Origin of the sequence: Flavobacterium sp. FlaQc-48, from assembly GCF_044007335.1 — a bacterium.
In the GTDB taxonomy this organism is placed as follows: domain Bacteria; phylum Bacteroidota; class Bacteroidia; order Flavobacteriales; family Flavobacteriaceae; genus Flavobacterium.
Genome location: NZ_JBIPCR010000012.1, coordinates 138,832 through 153,127, shown reverse-complemented (window position 1 = coordinate 153,127; position 14,296 = coordinate 138,832). Strand labels below are relative to the sequence as shown.

Genomic DNA, 14,296 nt, shown 5'->3' with positions numbered 1-14,296 from the left:
ATCCAACAATCTAAAAATCTAAAAATCTAAATTTCCCCGTTTAGACTACGATAATAATAGTTTTGGCTAAATCTGTTCTTTGAATCCGGCGCAACTTTGTAGTCTAAAAAATGAGACAAATGAAAATTACAATTACAGGTTCTTTAGGGAACATTAGCAAGCCATTAACCCAGGAGTTAGTGCAAAAAGGGCATGAGGTTACGGTGATTAGCAGCAGCGTTGAAAAACAAGCCGAAATTGAAGCTTTAGGAGCTTTGACAGCGATTGGTTCTGTCGAAGATGTTGCTTTTTTAACCCAAGTTTTTACAGGCGCAGATGCCGTTTATTGTATGATTCCGCGTGCCAATTATTTTGATCCTAATCTGGACCTGGATGCTTTTACACGCAAAATCGGGAATAGTTACGCTGAAGCTATTCAGAAATCGGGTGTGAAACGTGTGGTATTTTTGAGTAGTATTGGGGCACACTTAGAGGCGAATTCAGGAATTATTCAGCGTTATAATGAGATCGAAAGTGTTTTGAACCAACTCGGGCATGTTTCGATTACGTTTATGCGCCCTACTTCGTTCTTTTATAATTTACTGGCGTATATTCCGGTGATTAAATCGCAGGGGATCATTGCTGCCAATTACGGTGCTGACGGACTGATTCCGTGGGTTTCTCCCAATGATATTGCCGCTGCCATTGCCGAGGAAATCACAACTGCGCACGAAGGGAAAAAAGTTCGTTATGTAGGAAGCGAAGAACTTACAGGCGATGAAACAGCCCGTATTTTGGGAGAAGCCATAGGAAAACCGGATTTAAAATGGGTTTTAATCAGCGATGAAGAAACGTTGAACGGTTTGGTAAACGTGGGGATCCAGCCCAAAATTGCCGAAGGTTTGGTCGAAATGTACGCCGGACTTTACAACGGTTTATTGGGAGAAGACTATTACCGTAACCGACCTGCCGAAATGGGAAAAACAAAACTGGCCGATTATGCCAAAGAATTTGCTGCAATTTTCAACCAGAAATAAGTACCTTAGACTATGGCAAACCATCAACCGCATAAAATTAAAACCATAAGCGAATTTCACGAATTTCGGGATTTGCCCAAACCGGAGCATCCGTTAGTAAGCGTTTATAATTTTGAGGATCTCAAACGTTTAAACGAAGACGAACCAAAGAGTTTGATGCTTGATTTTTATTCGATTGCCTTAAAACGCAGTCCCAATGCCAAGATGCGCTACGGTCAGCAGGAATATGATTTTAATGAAGGGGTTTTATTGTTTATTTCGCCGGGGCAGGTTTTCTCTATCGAAGGCAATGCAGAATTAGAACATACAGGATGGGCATTAATTGTTCATCCTGATTTTTTGTGGAATACGTCGCTGGCCAAAAAAATCAAACAATACGAGTATTTTGGCTATTCGGTTCATGAAGCTTTGCATCTTTCGGACAAAGAAGAAAAGATGATAATTGCAATCATGAAAAATATTCAGCAGGAATATCAGTCGAATATCGACAAATTCAGTCAGGACGTGATTATTGCCCAAATCGAATTGCTGCTTACCTATGCAGAGCGTTTTTACAACCGCCAATTCATTACCCGAAAGATTAGCAACCATCAAATCCTGGCCCGTTTAGAGAACTTGCTCGAAGAGTATTTCAGCAGTGATTCTTTATCTAAAAACGGCTTGCCAACGGTTCATTATATCGCCGAAACACTCCATGTTACCCCCAATTATTTAAGCGGATTGCTAAAATCGCTTACAGGTCAGAGTACCCAGCAACATATACATGATAAATTAATTGAGAAAGCCAAAGAGAAACTTTCGACAACCAACTTATCGATAAGCGAAATTGCTTTTGAACTGGGATTTGAACATCAGCAATCTTTTAGCAAATTGTTCAAAACCAAAACGAATGTTTCGCCTTTAGAATTCAGGCAGTCTTTTAATTGATAAGGTTTATAATTTTCATAAATTCGTAGTAATGTTAAACTAATTTCAAAATGAGCGAAAATTCAAATACCGGAAAACCGGCAAAAATGTGTTACGAACATCTTGGCGGAAAATTGGGACAATTACTAAAAGAGACATTTACAGAAAAAGGCTGGATCGCCAAAAAGAACCCTACAGATAAACATTTCTACATTACTGACTTAGGTCAAAAAGAATTTGAAAAGTTAGGTGTCGACCTCTCACAAATAAAATCAGAGGATTTATAAATGCAGCAAATGAAAAAAGTTGGACTTGTAGGCGGAATCAGTTGGGTTTCGACAATTGATTATTACAAATTAATTAACGAAGGCGTAAATAAAAAATTGGGCGGATTGCAATTTGCAGAATGCCTGATTTATTCCTTAAACTTTGGTGATATTCAGGAAAAAAGCTGGGCTAACTCTTACGAACTATTATGGAACGCCTGCCTAAGTTTACAAAAAGGCGGCGTTGACGCTATTGTGCTCTGCGCCAATACGGCACACCTGTATGCAGATCAAATCGAAAAAGAAATTGGTTTGCCAATAATTCATATCGGGACTGAAACTGCAAAAGCCATAAGGCAGGAAAACAGTAGCACAATTGGACTTTTAGGAACTTCGTTTTCTATGGAAATGGATTTTTATAAAGACCGGCTCAAAAGTTTTGGCTTAAATGTCCTAATTCCTGAAAAACAGGAAACACGGGATTATATACAGCACGTTTTAAAAGAAGAACTGGGAAGAGGCATTATCAACCCCGATTCTAAACAAAAATATATCGAAATTGCCAAAGAACTCATTACCCGTGGTGCCGAAGGCATTATTTTAGGCTGTACCGAAATTCCGTTACTTATAAGTCAGGCAGATTTTGACGTTCCGGTTTTTGATACTACAAAAATTCATTCGGAAGCGATTGTAAGCTTTATGCTCTCTTAAACTTAAAATTGTAACTTATGGGCTATTTTGGCGGACTGGGTTCCGGAAAAGGATGGAATAAATTTAATTTCATACTTACACCCAACGAATTTCAATCTATTTTTACGGATCTTAAATTCTACTTTGTTATCACAAATACAAGAGTTGCTATAGATTATACAGCAACGGATAAGTCATACGTATTTGAAGGTTATCAAGATTTTTTTAACGAAGTAATCATTGGAAAAAAGGAATTAGACAGAAAAGAACATTGGTTTTATGAGGATAAAATCAGGATATCGATTACCGGGGATATCAATAAAATAAGCTTTAAAGAAATTATCGACAAAAAAGGAATCGTTTCTAATGATTATAAACGAGTTGATCCAACTGAACCGGTAATAAATATCAGTCCATTCTATCTTTATTTTTTAAAAGACAAGGAAAGTTTAAGTGTTGCTTATATGAATGCAGAAGGGACCATTGGATTAGAATTAACGTATCCTAAATTTGTAAGTTTTTTAACTGATGAAGATAATTCTATAATCGATGCCCATGCTTTTAGAACTTACAATTTATATAATGATCTGGTCAAAAATATAAAAGCAATATCCAATAAGGCAAAAGTACAAAGCAACACCAAACTATATCGCCCGAATTTCTGGATTAGCCCGGAAGCAAAAAAAGCAATTAATGAAAACCGATATTTAAAAGTTAATGCCTTAATTATTTCGTAATACTATAAAATCAGATGAAAAAGAACCTGAAAGCATTTCTTCTTTTATTACTATCCGTTTCATTGTCAAACTGTGCTTCTTTTTCTAACAAAGATTTCAAGAATGAGTATCGTAAAATAACTAAGAGCGAGATAAATTCATTGAATGGAAAATACAGTTTCTTCCCTATAAAGAAATTCGACAAAAAAAATGGCAACTCCAATTATGAAATTTCGAAAAACATTATTAACTCCTATAGTTATACCACAAATGATATTTTAAAATTTGAAGATCAGGATTCCATTCAAAATATTCATACCCTATATTCTGTTGAACTAAAAATCACTAATGATACAGAATTAAACATTGAATTGTTTAAAAATAATTATAGCGTAAAAAAGCAGCAAATTAAAGGCAAACTCAAAAAAGACGGCTTGTTCTATCTCGATAATAAATACCTGAAATGCACCGGAATCCCCTATCTTTTTGGCGGCTGCAGCAACAATAAAAGACGAATTGCCATTTCGAAAAGCAATACTCTAATGATAAATGAAGCTGTCGATAATACCGGGGCATTGTTATTCCTTTTTTGGGCCGGACCAAGTTATAACAGTACTTATGAATTTAAACGTCTGGAATAAAATTATTAAGGGCTTTTTAATTTCCCGACTACTTATTTTTCATAACTTAGTTAGCTTTTAAATTTTAAAATTATGACTAATAAAGAAATAGCCCGGGACTTTTTAAAACTCGCTGCAAAAGGGCATTCGCACGAAGCCTTTCGTCTTCATGTTGGTAAAAATTTTAAACATCATAATGCCCATTTTAAAGGTGATGCCGATACCTTAATGCTGGCAATGGAAGAATCAACGAGAACAAACCCAAATAAAATTTTTAAAATTCACCATATTCTCGAAGACGGCAATCTTGTCGCTGTACATTCTCACTTAAAACAAACTCCTGTCGATCCGGGTTTTGCAGTCGTTCACATTCTTAAGTTTAAACTCGATAAAATTGTTGAACTTTGGGATTTAGGACAACCTGTTCCTAAAGAATCCATTAATGAAAACGGAATGTTTTAATTTTTAACCGCAAAGAACGCAATGTTTTTTTACTTACGGAGTTTTATAAATTGACAAAGTTCTTAAAGCGAAATCAATACAAAGGTTTGTGAACTTTGTGTTTTTAAACTTTCTGACTGATTAAAAAACTTAGCGTTCTTTGCGGTTAATTCGCAATCAAAACAACAACAAAATTTACACCCAAGACTGAAAAACCTGAAACCTGAAACAAAAAAAATGACTTCCAATCTTCGAATTACCCTTCTCCTATCCTCTATTCTTCTCTTTTCAAATTATAACTCATTTGCTCAGAAAAAAAACAATTATGCGTCTCAAATTGATAGTTTGATAAGCGTTAGCAATCCAATATTTAATGGCGTTGTACTGATTGCTAAAAACGGAAAAACGGTGTACAATAAAGTATACGGCTTTACCAATTTTGAAACCAGAAAATATTTAAAAAAAGACAGTCAGTTTGAAATAATGTCAAATACAAGGCAAATCACTGCTGTTTTGATCTTAAAAGAAGTAGAACAAGGCCGAATTAATTTGCTGGCACCTGTAAAAAAATACTTACCCCAATTAAACCAGACCTGGGCAGATTCTGTTACGGTTCATCAATTGCTGAATCATACGCATGGAATAGTTGATTTGAAAAAGCCTCTTTTATTCAAACCGGGAACTGACTTTAAATATGGTGATTTAGGATATAGTTTACTGGGAAAAATAATCGAATCGGTTACTAAAAAAAGCTATGCCGAAACAGCAAATGCATTTTTTAAAGAGCTAAAAATGAAAAATACGCTTTGCTTTTCTGCAGCTCCAATAAAAAATTTAGTTCCCGGGTATATCAATAACAATAACTCTTTTAAAATGGTATCAAAATCGATGATTACTATAGAAAGTACTTCTTCTAACGGAATTGTTTCAACTGCCAATGATTTAGCGCTTTGGAATGAAAATCTTCATAAAGGAAAACTGCTGAAACCGGAAAGTTATCAATTAATGTTTAAGTACACCATATCTGCACAAAACAGTCTCTTTGGAAAAGAAAAAGTTGGCTACGGATATGGTTTTAGAATTGTCGATAAAGAACCCCTAAAATATGTTGGTCACACAGGTCTTGGTGATGGCTTTTCTTCAGTAAATTTGTATTTTCCTGAAAGCGATGTAAGTTTGATTATTTTAGAAAATCAAATGAATCAAAATCGTGATTTGTTTTATGCTGCTGAATTGAAAATTAAAAATATCCTGCTGAAAAGCAATTTGCTAAACAAAAAATAAAATACAATGGCAAAGAATAAAACTACCGAAACAGAAAACAGTGTTGCTGATTTTATAAATGCTTTCGTCGAAGATGAAAACAAAAGAAAAGACTCGTTTGAGCTTATCAAAATCACTCAGGAAATCACCCGTTTTAAACCCAAAATGTGGGGACCAAGCATTATTGGTTTTGGAAGTTACCATTATAAATATGCCAGCGGCCATGAAGGCGATGCCCCACTTGTGGGATTTTCACCAAGAAAAGCGGCCATTTCGCTTTACATTTATACTTCGCCCGAGAACAGAGAAGAAATCCTTTCTAAACTAGGGAAACACAAAGCCGCAAAAGGCTGCATTTATATTAAGAAACTAAGCGATATTGATGTTGACGTTCTCAAAAACATGATTTCATTATCTTTAGCAGATCTAAAAAATCTATATCCCTCAAATTAAATACCACCATGATCATTACCCTGCTGATTCTTTTATTCGCCCTTCTTATTTTTGTTTTTCAACATCCCCGATATGGTAAAAGACCTTCCGGCGAAAGATTGGAGTTCATACAAAAATCACCACAATACAAAAACGGAAAATTCGAAAACGTTAACTTCACGCCTGAACTGGCAGAAGGCTACGGTTACTTTAATGTAATTTCTGAATTTTTGTTTAAAAAAGTAGATAGAAAAATTCCGACTGATGATATCCCGACAATAAAAACAAACCTCTTAGATCTTGCTATTGATCAGGATGTTTTGGTTTGGTTTGGGCATTCTTCTTATTACATTCAGCTTGAAGGAAAACGATTCCTGATTGATCCCGTTTTTAGCGGCAACGCCTCTCCAGTTTACGGCACGACAAAAGCATTCAAAGGAACTGATATTTACATCGCTGATGACTTTCCGGAAATCGATTATTTACTAATTACACACGATCATTATGATCATCTGGACTATAAAACCATTATGGAATTAAAACCCAAAATTAAAAAAGTAATCTGTGCCCTTGGCGTAGGTTCTCATCTTGAATTCTGGAAATTCCCTAAAGACAGTATCATCGAAAAAGACTGGCATGAAAAAATAGAACTCGATCAGAACCTGACCCTTTATACCACGCCATCCCGACACTTTTCGGGCAGAAGTACGAAACGCTGCAATACACTCTGGACGTCTTTTGTACTGGAAGCCAGGGACTTTAAAATGTATCTGGGCGGCGACAGCGGTTACGATACCCATTATGCTGAAATTGGAAATACGTTTGGTCCTTTTGATCTTGCCCTTATCGATAACGGTCAATATAACCCTGCCTGGAAATACATTCACAACTTGCCCGAAGATGTGATCAAAGCGATGAAAGATCTAAAAGCAAAAAGAGTATTTCCGGTACATTCTTCTAAATTTTCACTGGCACTTCACCCTTGGGATGAACCCCTGAAAAAAGTAACCGAACTGAATGCAGCTTCAGAAAATCCTATTCCCTTAGTAACACCAAAAATTGGAGAATTAGTGGATCTGAGAAATGAAAAACAAGAATTTCAACAATGGTGGAAAGGGGTTAGATAATTTTAGATTGAAAACTCTGACTCTAAGCGTTCAGTATGTTATTTCGACCTAAGGAGAAATCACATACAAACTCCATAATGAAAATCACGAATCCTGGTCTAATGACAAGTGTGGTTCCTCGTTCCTCAAAATAAAAATCTGGGTGCAAATAGTCGCGTAAACCTGAAACGAAAAAAAAATAAACCTGAAACAAAAAACTAAAGAGACCATGAAACAAAAGATAACCTTTTTCACGATTGCCCTTCTCGTAACTTTTAATCTGTTTTCTCAGAATACCTATGTCTTTTTAGGAAGTTACAACCGTGATAAAACGGCAGAATCGATTCAGGTCTATCAATTGGATACTGTAAAAGGAAAATTGACCAAAGTAACTTCAGCAAAAGACATTATCAATCCATCGTATTTGACTTTGTCGCCAAACGGAAAATATTTGTATGCCTGTACCGATACCAAAACACCAAATGCCGGAAGTGTCAGTAGTTTTGAGTTTAATGCCGAAAATAAAAGCCTGACTTTTTTAAACAAACAATCCAGTGGAGGCGAAAATCCGGTTTATCTTTCGGTCCATAAAAGTGGTAAATGGCTTGTCAATGGCAATTATACGGATGGAAGCGTAGCCGTTCATCCGCTTTTAGAAAATGGCCAGATCGATTCGATAGCACAGAATTTTCACTATACTGACGGGAGTGTCCATAAAGAAAGGCAAACGACATCCCATATTCACTCGGCTGTATTTTCTCCGCAGCATGATTATTTGTTTCTGCCGGATTTAGGTGCCGATAAAATCCGTTGTTATCGTTTTGATGCCACTCAGAAACAACCTTTAGCAGAAACAAAAAATCCCTTTACCAAAACCGATCTCGAAGCCGGACCGCGACATTTTACTTTTCATCCTAACGGAAAACTGGGTTATTTAATTGAAGAAATAGCAGGAGCAATAAGTGTCTATCAATATGAAAACGGAACTCTAAAACAAATTCAGCGTATCAATACCCATCCGGATAAAATTACATCCGGTTTCGAAAGTTCCGACATTCACATTTCACCTGACGCAAAGTTTCTCTATGCGACAAACCGTGGAAAAGAGAACAATATTGCCATTTTTTCTATAGCTGAAAATGGCCTTTTGAAAAACATAGGCTACCAATCGACTTTAGGGAAACATCCCAGAATTTTTGCCATCGATGAAAGCGGAAAATTTTTGGTTGCTACAAATGTCCTTACCGGAAATGTGGTCGTTTTTAAAAGAAATTCAAAAACCGGATTGCTTAAAAAAGTGGGAAAAGAAATTAAAATGGAAAATGTTTCCTGTGTGCAGATCAGGAACATATAATGCACCCACAGATTTTACGGATTGAACCGGTTTTCGCAGGTTCTATCTTTATACCTGATTTAAATCTATTGATCTTTTTAATCTGTGGCAAAAAAATCATCCAATTTATTTTAAATTCGTGCTCATTATCTCAAGTAGTGGCAAAATAAAAACGATCAAAATGACAACATTCAATTTACAGCCTGAAATTTTAGAAAACGAAATCACAAAATTGGTCCCGTTGAAAGAAAGCGATTTTGATGCCTTATATAAAGTAGCTTCAGACCCTTTAATTTGGGAACAACATCCTATCAAAGACCGATACAAAATTGAAGTCTTCAGACCTTTTTTTGATGCGGCCATCAACTCAAAAAGCGCTTTTTTGATTTTAGATAAAAACACCAATGAAATTGTAGGCAATACCCGTTATTATGATTACAATCCGGAGAAATCCAGTATTGCAATTGGTTTTACCTTTATTGGTCGAAAATTCTGGGGCGGATTATATAATAAATCCAATAAAAAACTATTGATAGATTATGCTTTTCAATATGTAGATTCGGTATTATTTCATATTGGTACAGATAACATACGTTCACAAAAAGCAGTATCAAAATTAGGTGCTATAAACATTGGCGAAGTAAATAGTATAGGTAATATTCCAGTCAATTTACCTCATTTTGAATATGAGTTAAAGGTTGAAAATTATAAGTTATAAGATATAAATAAACATTTATAAATTATGAGTTATGAATTATTATTTGGGATTTTAAAAAAAAATTAGCTTTGAAACGTGCCTTTAGGCACGAAATATTGGTAGAAAATTTGGGTTCAAAATTTATGGGCGTGCCGTAGGTACGCAACAAAAATATCCAATTGCGTACCTACAGCACGCTAAATCTATTCTAATCCATATTGGTACCAATATTTAGTGCCTAACGGCACAAAATACAGATTTTTAATCTTCGATTTTCATTATAACTTTCAACATTTAACGAATAACATATACTCAACAATCATTTCACTTCTAATATTTAACCCTTCACTAATGAGGAATAACAAATAACTAATAATCATTTCACATCTAAACATTTAACGAATAAACATATACCTTTTAACAATGAAAAGAATTACGGTTTTCTGCGGCTCCAGTTTTGGTACCGATGAAATTTACAAAGAACAGGCAACATTGCTGGGACAAACCATGGCAAAACAAAATATAGAATTGGTTTACGGCGGCGCAAACGTAGGTTTAATGGGTGCTGTAGCGGATGGTATTTTAAATGAAGGAGGAAGAGCCATTGGCGTTTTGCCTAACTTTTTAAGATCAAAAGAAATCGCGCATTTAGGTTTGACCGAATTAATTTTGGTAGAAAGCATGCACGAAAGAAAAACCAAAATGAACGATTTATGCGATGGCGTCATTGCGCTTCCGGGTGGCTTTGGAACGCTTGAAGAACTTTTTGAAATGCTGACCTGGGCACAATTGGGGCTTCACAAAAAACCAATCGCTATTTTAAACATCAACGGTTTTTATGATGCCCTTATCGAATTGACAAAAGTTATGGTTAAAAAAGGCCTATTGAAAGATGTCAATCAGCAAATGCTTTTGGTGAGTGATAATATTGACGATTTACTTGATCAAATGAAAAATTATATTCCGCCAACTGTTGGAAAATGGATTGATAAGGATAAGGCTTAAACGATCCTAAAACTCTAATTTCTAAACTGCTTTTTAAAGTCACTTGGATTCAGTCCTGTATATTTCTTAAACAAGCGATTCAGGTGGCTGGCATCGCTAAAACCAAATTCGTATACAATCTCATTGATTTGCATATTGGTAAATTTCAGTCGGGTTTCTATTAGTTTTATTTTATAAGCCATCACATATTGCTGAATGCTTTGTCCCGTTTTGGTTTTAAAATATTCACTGATATAGGTAGGTGAAACATGAAACACTAAAGCCATTTTTGCAGCTTTTAGGGCTTCGGGCCGATAAATATTTTGATGTACATAATTCAGTAAATCCAAACTGGGTTCTGTATTAGACGGATAAGGCGTAAATGGCACCATAAGCGATATATTCCTGGCAGCAATTGTGATAATGGTATTCAAAATCTGCTTTATAACTTCTTGCTGCTGCGGAAAATTACTGTTTTCTTCCCGAATCAAAGCCTCGATCATAGCCCTTAATAATGGTTTATCGGTAACGGTTTTTAAAATGCAGCCCGGTAAATGATTGTGGTTATGAAATATAAATTCCAGTTTCTGGATCCAGTTGCTGCTTTGTGTTTTGAGATAACTGTCATGAAATCTGATAAAGAAAAATTTAGTTTTTTCAGTCACTTCAAAACTGTGGGTATCTTGCGGAAAAATCAAAAATAACTTATCACAGGCATAAGGCAATCTGTGGTCATTTATAATCTGAGTTCCTTTTCCTTCCAAAACAAAAACCATTTCAAAAAACGTATTCCTGCGCTCTTTGGCTTCGTATGCTGAAACCTCCAAAAACTGAAGTTCAAAAGGATGGTATAAATTTCTAATTTCCATCTGTCAAAAGTACAAATTATTCCAATGATTGTACAAATTAAGAAAAGGTATTCTTCTCAACTTTGTAGTATAAAATCATACAAAATATGGAAACAACATCTTTTTTATTAGTACGTCTTGCCATTGCCATAAGCATGTTTGGCCACGGATTGGTACGTCTCCCAAAATTAACGGCTTTCAGCAACTGGATGGTGGGCAGTTTCGAAAATTCTATGTTGCCTAAAATCATCGTAACGCCTTTTAGTTATATGCTGCCAATAGCTGAATTTGGGGATTGGTTTACTCTTATTACTGGGGTTGTTTACAAAACCCTCTTTAGTAGCAGGAGGATTTGTTATGCTGGCATTATTATTCGGAACTTCCATGATTGAGAACTGGGAAGCCATTCCGTCACAACTAATTCACATCGCCTTTTTTGCTTTGTTATTGCATTTTATCGATTATAACAGTTGGGCAATAGATACTTTAATCAAAAAATAACCACCATGAGTTCAAGAAGAAATTTTATTAAACAAACAGGAATTATTGGAATGGTTGGCATGATAAATCCAATAGAAACCTTTGCAGAAGTATCACAAACAACATCATTTTTAACTTCACAGAAAACAAAATGGGCAGATGGTTCACGATTAGTCGTCTCGATTTCGATGCAATTTGAAGCGGGCGGCCAACCGGACAATGCCGAAAGTCCTTTTCCTCAAAATATACAAAAAGGATATATTGATCTTCCTGCCGCAACCTGGTACCATTACGGCTATAAAGAAGGAATTCCGAGAATGCTGGACAATTGGGACAGACTCGGTGTAAAAGTCACCTCACACATGGTAGGAACAGCGGTTTTGAAAAATCCCGAACTCGCCAAAGAAATTGTACAACGCGGGCACGAAGCCGCGGCACATGGCATGAACTGGAGTACCCAATATACCATGCCTTATGAAGAAGAAAAGAAATTCATAAAAGACGGTGTTGATGCCATTAAAAATATAACAGGCTTTACTGCTGTTGGTTATAATGCCAACTGGCTGCGTCGCGGTACAAACACACTAAACATTCTGCAGGAACTGGGTTTTAAATATCATATTGATGATATCAGCAGAGATGAGCCTTTTATTATTCAGGTAAAAAATAAAGATTTTGCTGTGGTTCCCTACACACTTCGATGCAATGATATTGTACTGATTGAAGGAAAAAACTTTTCAGCCGATCAATTTTTGCAACAGGTCAAAATGGAATTCGACCAATTGTACGCCGAAAGCGAAACGCAACGCCGGCAAATGTCAATTAGTTTTCATGATCGTATTGGCGGAACTCCCCAAATAGTCAAAGCTGCAAATGATCTTATTCAGTATATGCAACAGCACAAAGGTGTGAGCTTTAAACGCAAAGATGAAATTGCCGAAATGGCGCTGCACGATAAAACTACAATAAGGGAATAAGATCAATATTACAATTTGAATTTGAAGTCCATACAGATTAAAACCTGTGTGGATTTTTTTTTGGCAAAACACCCTGAAAATCTAATCTGTGATCACAGGACCAGATTAAAAATCATATTTAAAATAAAAGAATCAATATTTAAATATCTATACGTTTTTATACGGAAATACTTATATATTTGCGCATTAAAAATTCAAGCCGAAACTCTATTATTAAAATCAAAATGAAAAAATTTTTATTACTATTTTTTACGTTCTTAACCTTTCATTCTTATTCGCAAATTGTTTTTGAAAAAGGATATTTTATAAATAATAATGATCAGAAAACAGAATGCTTAATTAAAAATCTGGATTGGAATAGTACACCTACAGAATTTCAATACAAGCTGGACGAACAAGATCAGCCGATAACTACGAATTTACAACAGGTAAAAGAGTTTGGAATCATTAACGAGGCCAAATATGAAAGACATACCCTTAATGTTGATTTATCCAGCAATAATGTAAATGAGATAGATTATAATAAAGCCCCTAAATTTAAAGAAGAAAAAATTTTCATGAAAGTACTGGTTCAGGGGAAAGCAAATCTTTATGAATACAGCAAAAACAACTTAACGTTTTATTTCTTTAAAACAGATACAATTCCTGTTAATCAATTAATTTATAAAAGTTATAAAGTTTCTGAGGACCAGGTTGCAAAAAACAAGCAATACAAACAGCAAATTTGGATGGCTTTAAAATGTGACAACATTTCACTTAAAAACATTGAGAGCTTAGACTATAAGCGAAACGAATTAATCAATGTATTTGTTAAGTATAATGAATGTAACAATACGGAGTTTACCAACTTTGAAAAGAAAGAAAGTGGCAAAAGTTCATTTCATTTAAGTATAAGACCCGGAATAAAAAACTCAAGTTTAACGGTAACAAATGCATATTCAGCTGAACGCGATAGAAAGTTTGACAGCAAAACAGGGTTTAGAATAGGTGCCGAAGCCGAATATGTTTTACCTTTTAACAAAAACAAATGGGCATTAATTTTAGAACCAACTTATCAATCTTACAAAGCTGAAAGAATAGACTATGGTGATAAAAAATCAGAAGTTAGTTATCAGTCTATTGAATTTCCTATAGGGGTTAGACACTATTTCTTCTTAAACGATAATTCTAAAATTTTTATCAATGCGCAGTATATTATTGAAGCAGCATTTAGTTCAGAAGCAAAAATTTTATTCAACTCCTACATTAAAGAAGATGCGAAAGTTGAACCGCAAAGTGGTTTCGCAGTTGGTGCAGGTTACAATTATAAAAAGAGATACAGTACGGAATTACGATATAGCCATAAAAATATTATAGGAAATCATGAGTATCTGAGTTCAAGTTACGGAACCGTATCTCTTATCTTTGGATATACGCTATTTTAAAAATATAAAAATTTTAAGTTAAAAGCTTTACAGTTGATTGTAAAGCTTTTTTTATGCCAAAAAAATTAAGTTCAGATGATTTTCATTAAATTAGTAA

The 14,296-nt window shown here is 35.0% G+C and carries 18 protein-coding genes; 16 read left to right on the top strand and 2 right to left on the bottom strand.

Features of this window, described 5'->3' with window-relative positions; translation table 11 throughout:
• Positions 1 to 119 precede the first annotated feature (119 nt).
• From ACHRWY_RS18590 to ACHRWY_RS18530, 13 genes are all read left to right on the top strand, one after another.
• Positions 120 to 1,016, top strand: coding sequence for an NmrA family NAD(P)-binding protein (locus ACHRWY_RS18590; RefSeq protein ID WP_395356671.1), 897 nt, complete (start codon positions 120 to 122; stop codon positions 1,014 to 1,016).
• A 12-nt stretch (positions 1,017 to 1,028) separates the two neighbouring features.
• The gene (locus ACHRWY_RS18585) at positions 1,029 to 1,943 is read left to right on the top strand and encodes a helix-turn-helix domain-containing protein (protein ID WP_395356670.1); all 915 of its coding nucleotides are present in this window, start codon (positions 1,029 to 1,031) and stop codon (positions 1,941 to 1,943) included.
• 50 nt (positions 1,944 to 1,993) lie between these two features.
• On the top strand, positions 1,994 to 2,209 hold the full coding sequence (locus ACHRWY_RS18580; protein WP_395356668.1) for an ArsR family transcriptional regulator: 216 nt from the start codon (positions 1,994 to 1,996) through the stop codon (positions 2,207 to 2,209).
• Between the two features lie 9 nt (positions 2,210 to 2,218).
• A complete protein-coding gene (locus ACHRWY_RS18575; RefSeq protein WP_395356666.1) occupies positions 2,219 to 2,899 on the top strand; it encodes an aspartate/glutamate racemase family protein in 681 nt (226 codons plus the stop codon).
• 17 nt (positions 2,900 to 2,916) lie between these two features.
• Positions 2,917 to 3,615, top strand: coding sequence for a hypothetical protein (locus tag ACHRWY_RS18570; RefSeq protein ID WP_395356665.1), 699 nt, complete (start codon positions 2,917 to 2,919; stop codon positions 3,613 to 3,615).
• Between the two features lie 14 nt (positions 3,616 to 3,629).
• Entirely contained in the window at positions 3,630 to 4,235 is a 606-nt protein-coding gene (locus tag ACHRWY_RS18565) for a hypothetical protein (protein WP_395356663.1), read from the top strand.
• Between the two features lie 72 nt (positions 4,236 to 4,307).
• Positions 4,308 to 4,676 (top strand): nuclear transport factor 2 family protein, encoded by a 369-nt coding sequence (locus ACHRWY_RS18560; RefSeq protein WP_395356662.1) that lies wholly within the window; start codon positions 4,308 to 4,310, stop codon positions 4,674 to 4,676.
• A gap of 216 nt (positions 4,677 to 4,892) precedes the next feature.
• Positions 4,893 to 5,939, top strand: coding sequence for a serine hydrolase domain-containing protein (locus tag ACHRWY_RS18555; protein ID WP_395356661.1), 1,047 nt, complete (start codon positions 4,893 to 4,895; stop codon positions 5,937 to 5,939).
• 6 nt (positions 5,940 to 5,945) lie between these two features.
• Entirely contained in the window at positions 5,946 to 6,371 is a 426-nt protein-coding gene (locus ACHRWY_RS18550) for a DUF1801 domain-containing protein (RefSeq protein WP_395356660.1), read from the top strand.
• Between the two features lie 8 nt (positions 6,372 to 6,379).
• On the top strand, positions 6,380 to 7,477 hold the full coding sequence (locus tag ACHRWY_RS18545) for an MBL fold metallo-hydrolase (protein WP_395356658.1): 1,098 nt from the start codon (positions 6,380 to 6,382) through the stop codon (positions 7,475 to 7,477).
• Between the two features lie 208 nt (positions 7,478 to 7,685).
• On the top strand, positions 7,686 to 8,810 hold the full coding sequence (locus ACHRWY_RS18540) for a lactonase family protein (RefSeq protein ID WP_395356657.1): 1,125 nt from the start codon (positions 7,686 to 7,688) through the stop codon (positions 8,808 to 8,810).
• A gap of 160 nt (positions 8,811 to 8,970) precedes the next feature.
• Positions 8,971 to 9,507, top strand: coding sequence for a GNAT family N-acetyltransferase (locus ACHRWY_RS18535; protein ID WP_395356656.1), 537 nt, complete (start codon positions 8,971 to 8,973; stop codon positions 9,505 to 9,507).
• Between the two features lie 402 nt (positions 9,508 to 9,909).
• Positions 9,910 to 10,491 carry a TIGR00730 family Rossman fold protein gene (locus ACHRWY_RS18530; protein ID WP_395356654.1) on the top strand — a complete coding sequence of 194 codons (582 nt, stop codon included), beginning with the start codon at positions 9,910 to 9,912 and terminating at the stop codon, positions 10,489 to 10,491.
• Between the two features lie 14 nt (positions 10,492 to 10,505).
• On the opposite strand, the gene ACHRWY_RS18525 is transcribed toward ACHRWY_RS18530, so the two are convergent.
• Positions 10,506 to 11,339, bottom strand: a complete 834-nt coding sequence (locus ACHRWY_RS18525; protein WP_395356653.1) for a helix-turn-helix domain-containing protein — start codon at positions 11,337 to 11,339, stop codon at positions 10,506 to 10,508.
• Positions 11,340 to 11,376: 37 nt separating this feature from the next.
• Positions 11,377 to 11,568 (bottom strand): hypothetical protein, encoded by a 192-nt coding sequence (locus tag ACHRWY_RS18520; protein WP_395356651.1) that lies wholly within the window; start codon positions 11,566 to 11,568, stop codon positions 11,377 to 11,379.
• Between the two features lie 68 nt (positions 11,569 to 11,636).
• On the opposite strand from ACHRWY_RS18520, the gene ACHRWY_RS18515 reads away from it, so the two are divergent.
• The 3 genes from ACHRWY_RS18515 (at position 11,637) to ACHRWY_RS18505 (ending at position 14,199) form a co-directional block, all read left to right on the top strand.
• Positions 11,637 to 11,819 carry a hypothetical protein gene (locus ACHRWY_RS18515; protein WP_395356649.1) on the top strand — a complete coding sequence of 61 codons (183 nt, stop codon included), beginning with the start codon at positions 11,637 to 11,639 and terminating at the stop codon, positions 11,817 to 11,819.
• Positions 11,820 to 11,824: 5 nt separating this feature from the next.
• Entirely contained in the window at positions 11,825 to 12,775 is a 951-nt protein-coding gene (locus ACHRWY_RS18510; protein ID WP_395356648.1) for a polysaccharide deacetylase family protein, read from the top strand.
• A gap of 224 nt (positions 12,776 to 12,999) precedes the next feature.
• Entirely contained in the window at positions 13,000 to 14,199 is a 1,200-nt protein-coding gene (locus tag ACHRWY_RS18505; RefSeq protein WP_395356647.1) for a tRNA modification GTPase, read from the top strand.
• The last annotated feature ends 97 nt before the right edge of the window (positions 14,200 to 14,296 follow it).

Excerpts from the sequence above, each read along its gene's own strand:
- ACHRWY_RS18590 (WP_395356671.1), top strand. The coding sequence starts at position 120 with ATGAAAATTACAATTACAGGTTCTTTAGGGAACATTAGCAAGCCATTA.
- ACHRWY_RS18585 (WP_395356670.1), top strand. The coding sequence starts at position 1,029 with ATGGCAAACCATCAACCGCATAAAATTAAAACCATAAGCGAATTTCAC.
- ACHRWY_RS18580 (WP_395356668.1), top strand. The coding sequence starts at position 1,994 with ATGAGCGAAAATTCAAATACCGGAAAACCGGCAAAAATGTGTTACGAA.
- ACHRWY_RS18575 (WP_395356666.1), top strand. The coding sequence starts at position 2,219 with ATGAAAAAAGTTGGACTTGTAGGCGGAATCAGTTGGGTTTCGACAATT.
- ACHRWY_RS18570 (WP_395356665.1), top strand. The coding sequence starts at position 2,917 with ATGGGCTATTTTGGCGGACTGGGTTCCGGAAAAGGATGGAATAAATTT.
- ACHRWY_RS18565 (WP_395356663.1), top strand. The coding sequence starts at position 3,630 with ATGAAAAAGAACCTGAAAGCATTTCTTCTTTTATTACTATCCGTTTCA.
- ACHRWY_RS18560 (WP_395356662.1), top strand. The coding sequence starts at position 4,308 with ATGACTAATAAAGAAATAGCCCGGGACTTTTTAAAACTCGCTGCAAAA.
- ACHRWY_RS18555 (WP_395356661.1), top strand. The coding sequence starts at position 4,893 with ATGACTTCCAATCTTCGAATTACCCTTCTCCTATCCTCTATTCTTCTC.
- ACHRWY_RS18550 (WP_395356660.1), top strand. The coding sequence starts at position 5,946 with ATGGCAAAGAATAAAACTACCGAAACAGAAAACAGTGTTGCTGATTTT.
- ACHRWY_RS18545 (WP_395356658.1), top strand. The coding sequence starts at position 6,380 with ATGATCATTACCCTGCTGATTCTTTTATTCGCCCTTCTTATTTTTGTT.
- ACHRWY_RS18540 (WP_395356657.1), top strand. The coding sequence starts at position 7,686 with ATGAAACAAAAGATAACCTTTTTCACGATTGCCCTTCTCGTAACTTTT.
- ACHRWY_RS18535 (WP_395356656.1), top strand. The coding sequence starts at position 8,971 with ATGACAACATTCAATTTACAGCCTGAAATTTTAGAAAACGAAATCACA.
- ACHRWY_RS18530 (WP_395356654.1), top strand. The coding sequence starts at position 9,910 with ATGAAAAGAATTACGGTTTTCTGCGGCTCCAGTTTTGGTACCGATGAA.
- ACHRWY_RS18525 (WP_395356653.1), bottom strand. The coding sequence starts at position 11,339 with ATGGAAATTAGAAATTTATACCATCCTTTTGAACTTCAGTTTTTGGAG.
- ACHRWY_RS18520 (WP_395356651.1), bottom strand. The coding sequence starts at position 11,568 with ATGATTTTAGGCAACATAGAATTTTCGAAACTGCCCACCATCCAGTTG.
- ACHRWY_RS18510 (WP_395356648.1), top strand. The coding sequence starts at position 11,825 with ATGAGTTCAAGAAGAAATTTTATTAAACAAACAGGAATTATTGGAATG.
- ACHRWY_RS18505 (WP_395356647.1), top strand. The coding sequence starts at position 13,000 with ATGAAAAAATTTTTATTACTATTTTTTACGTTCTTAACCTTTCATTCT.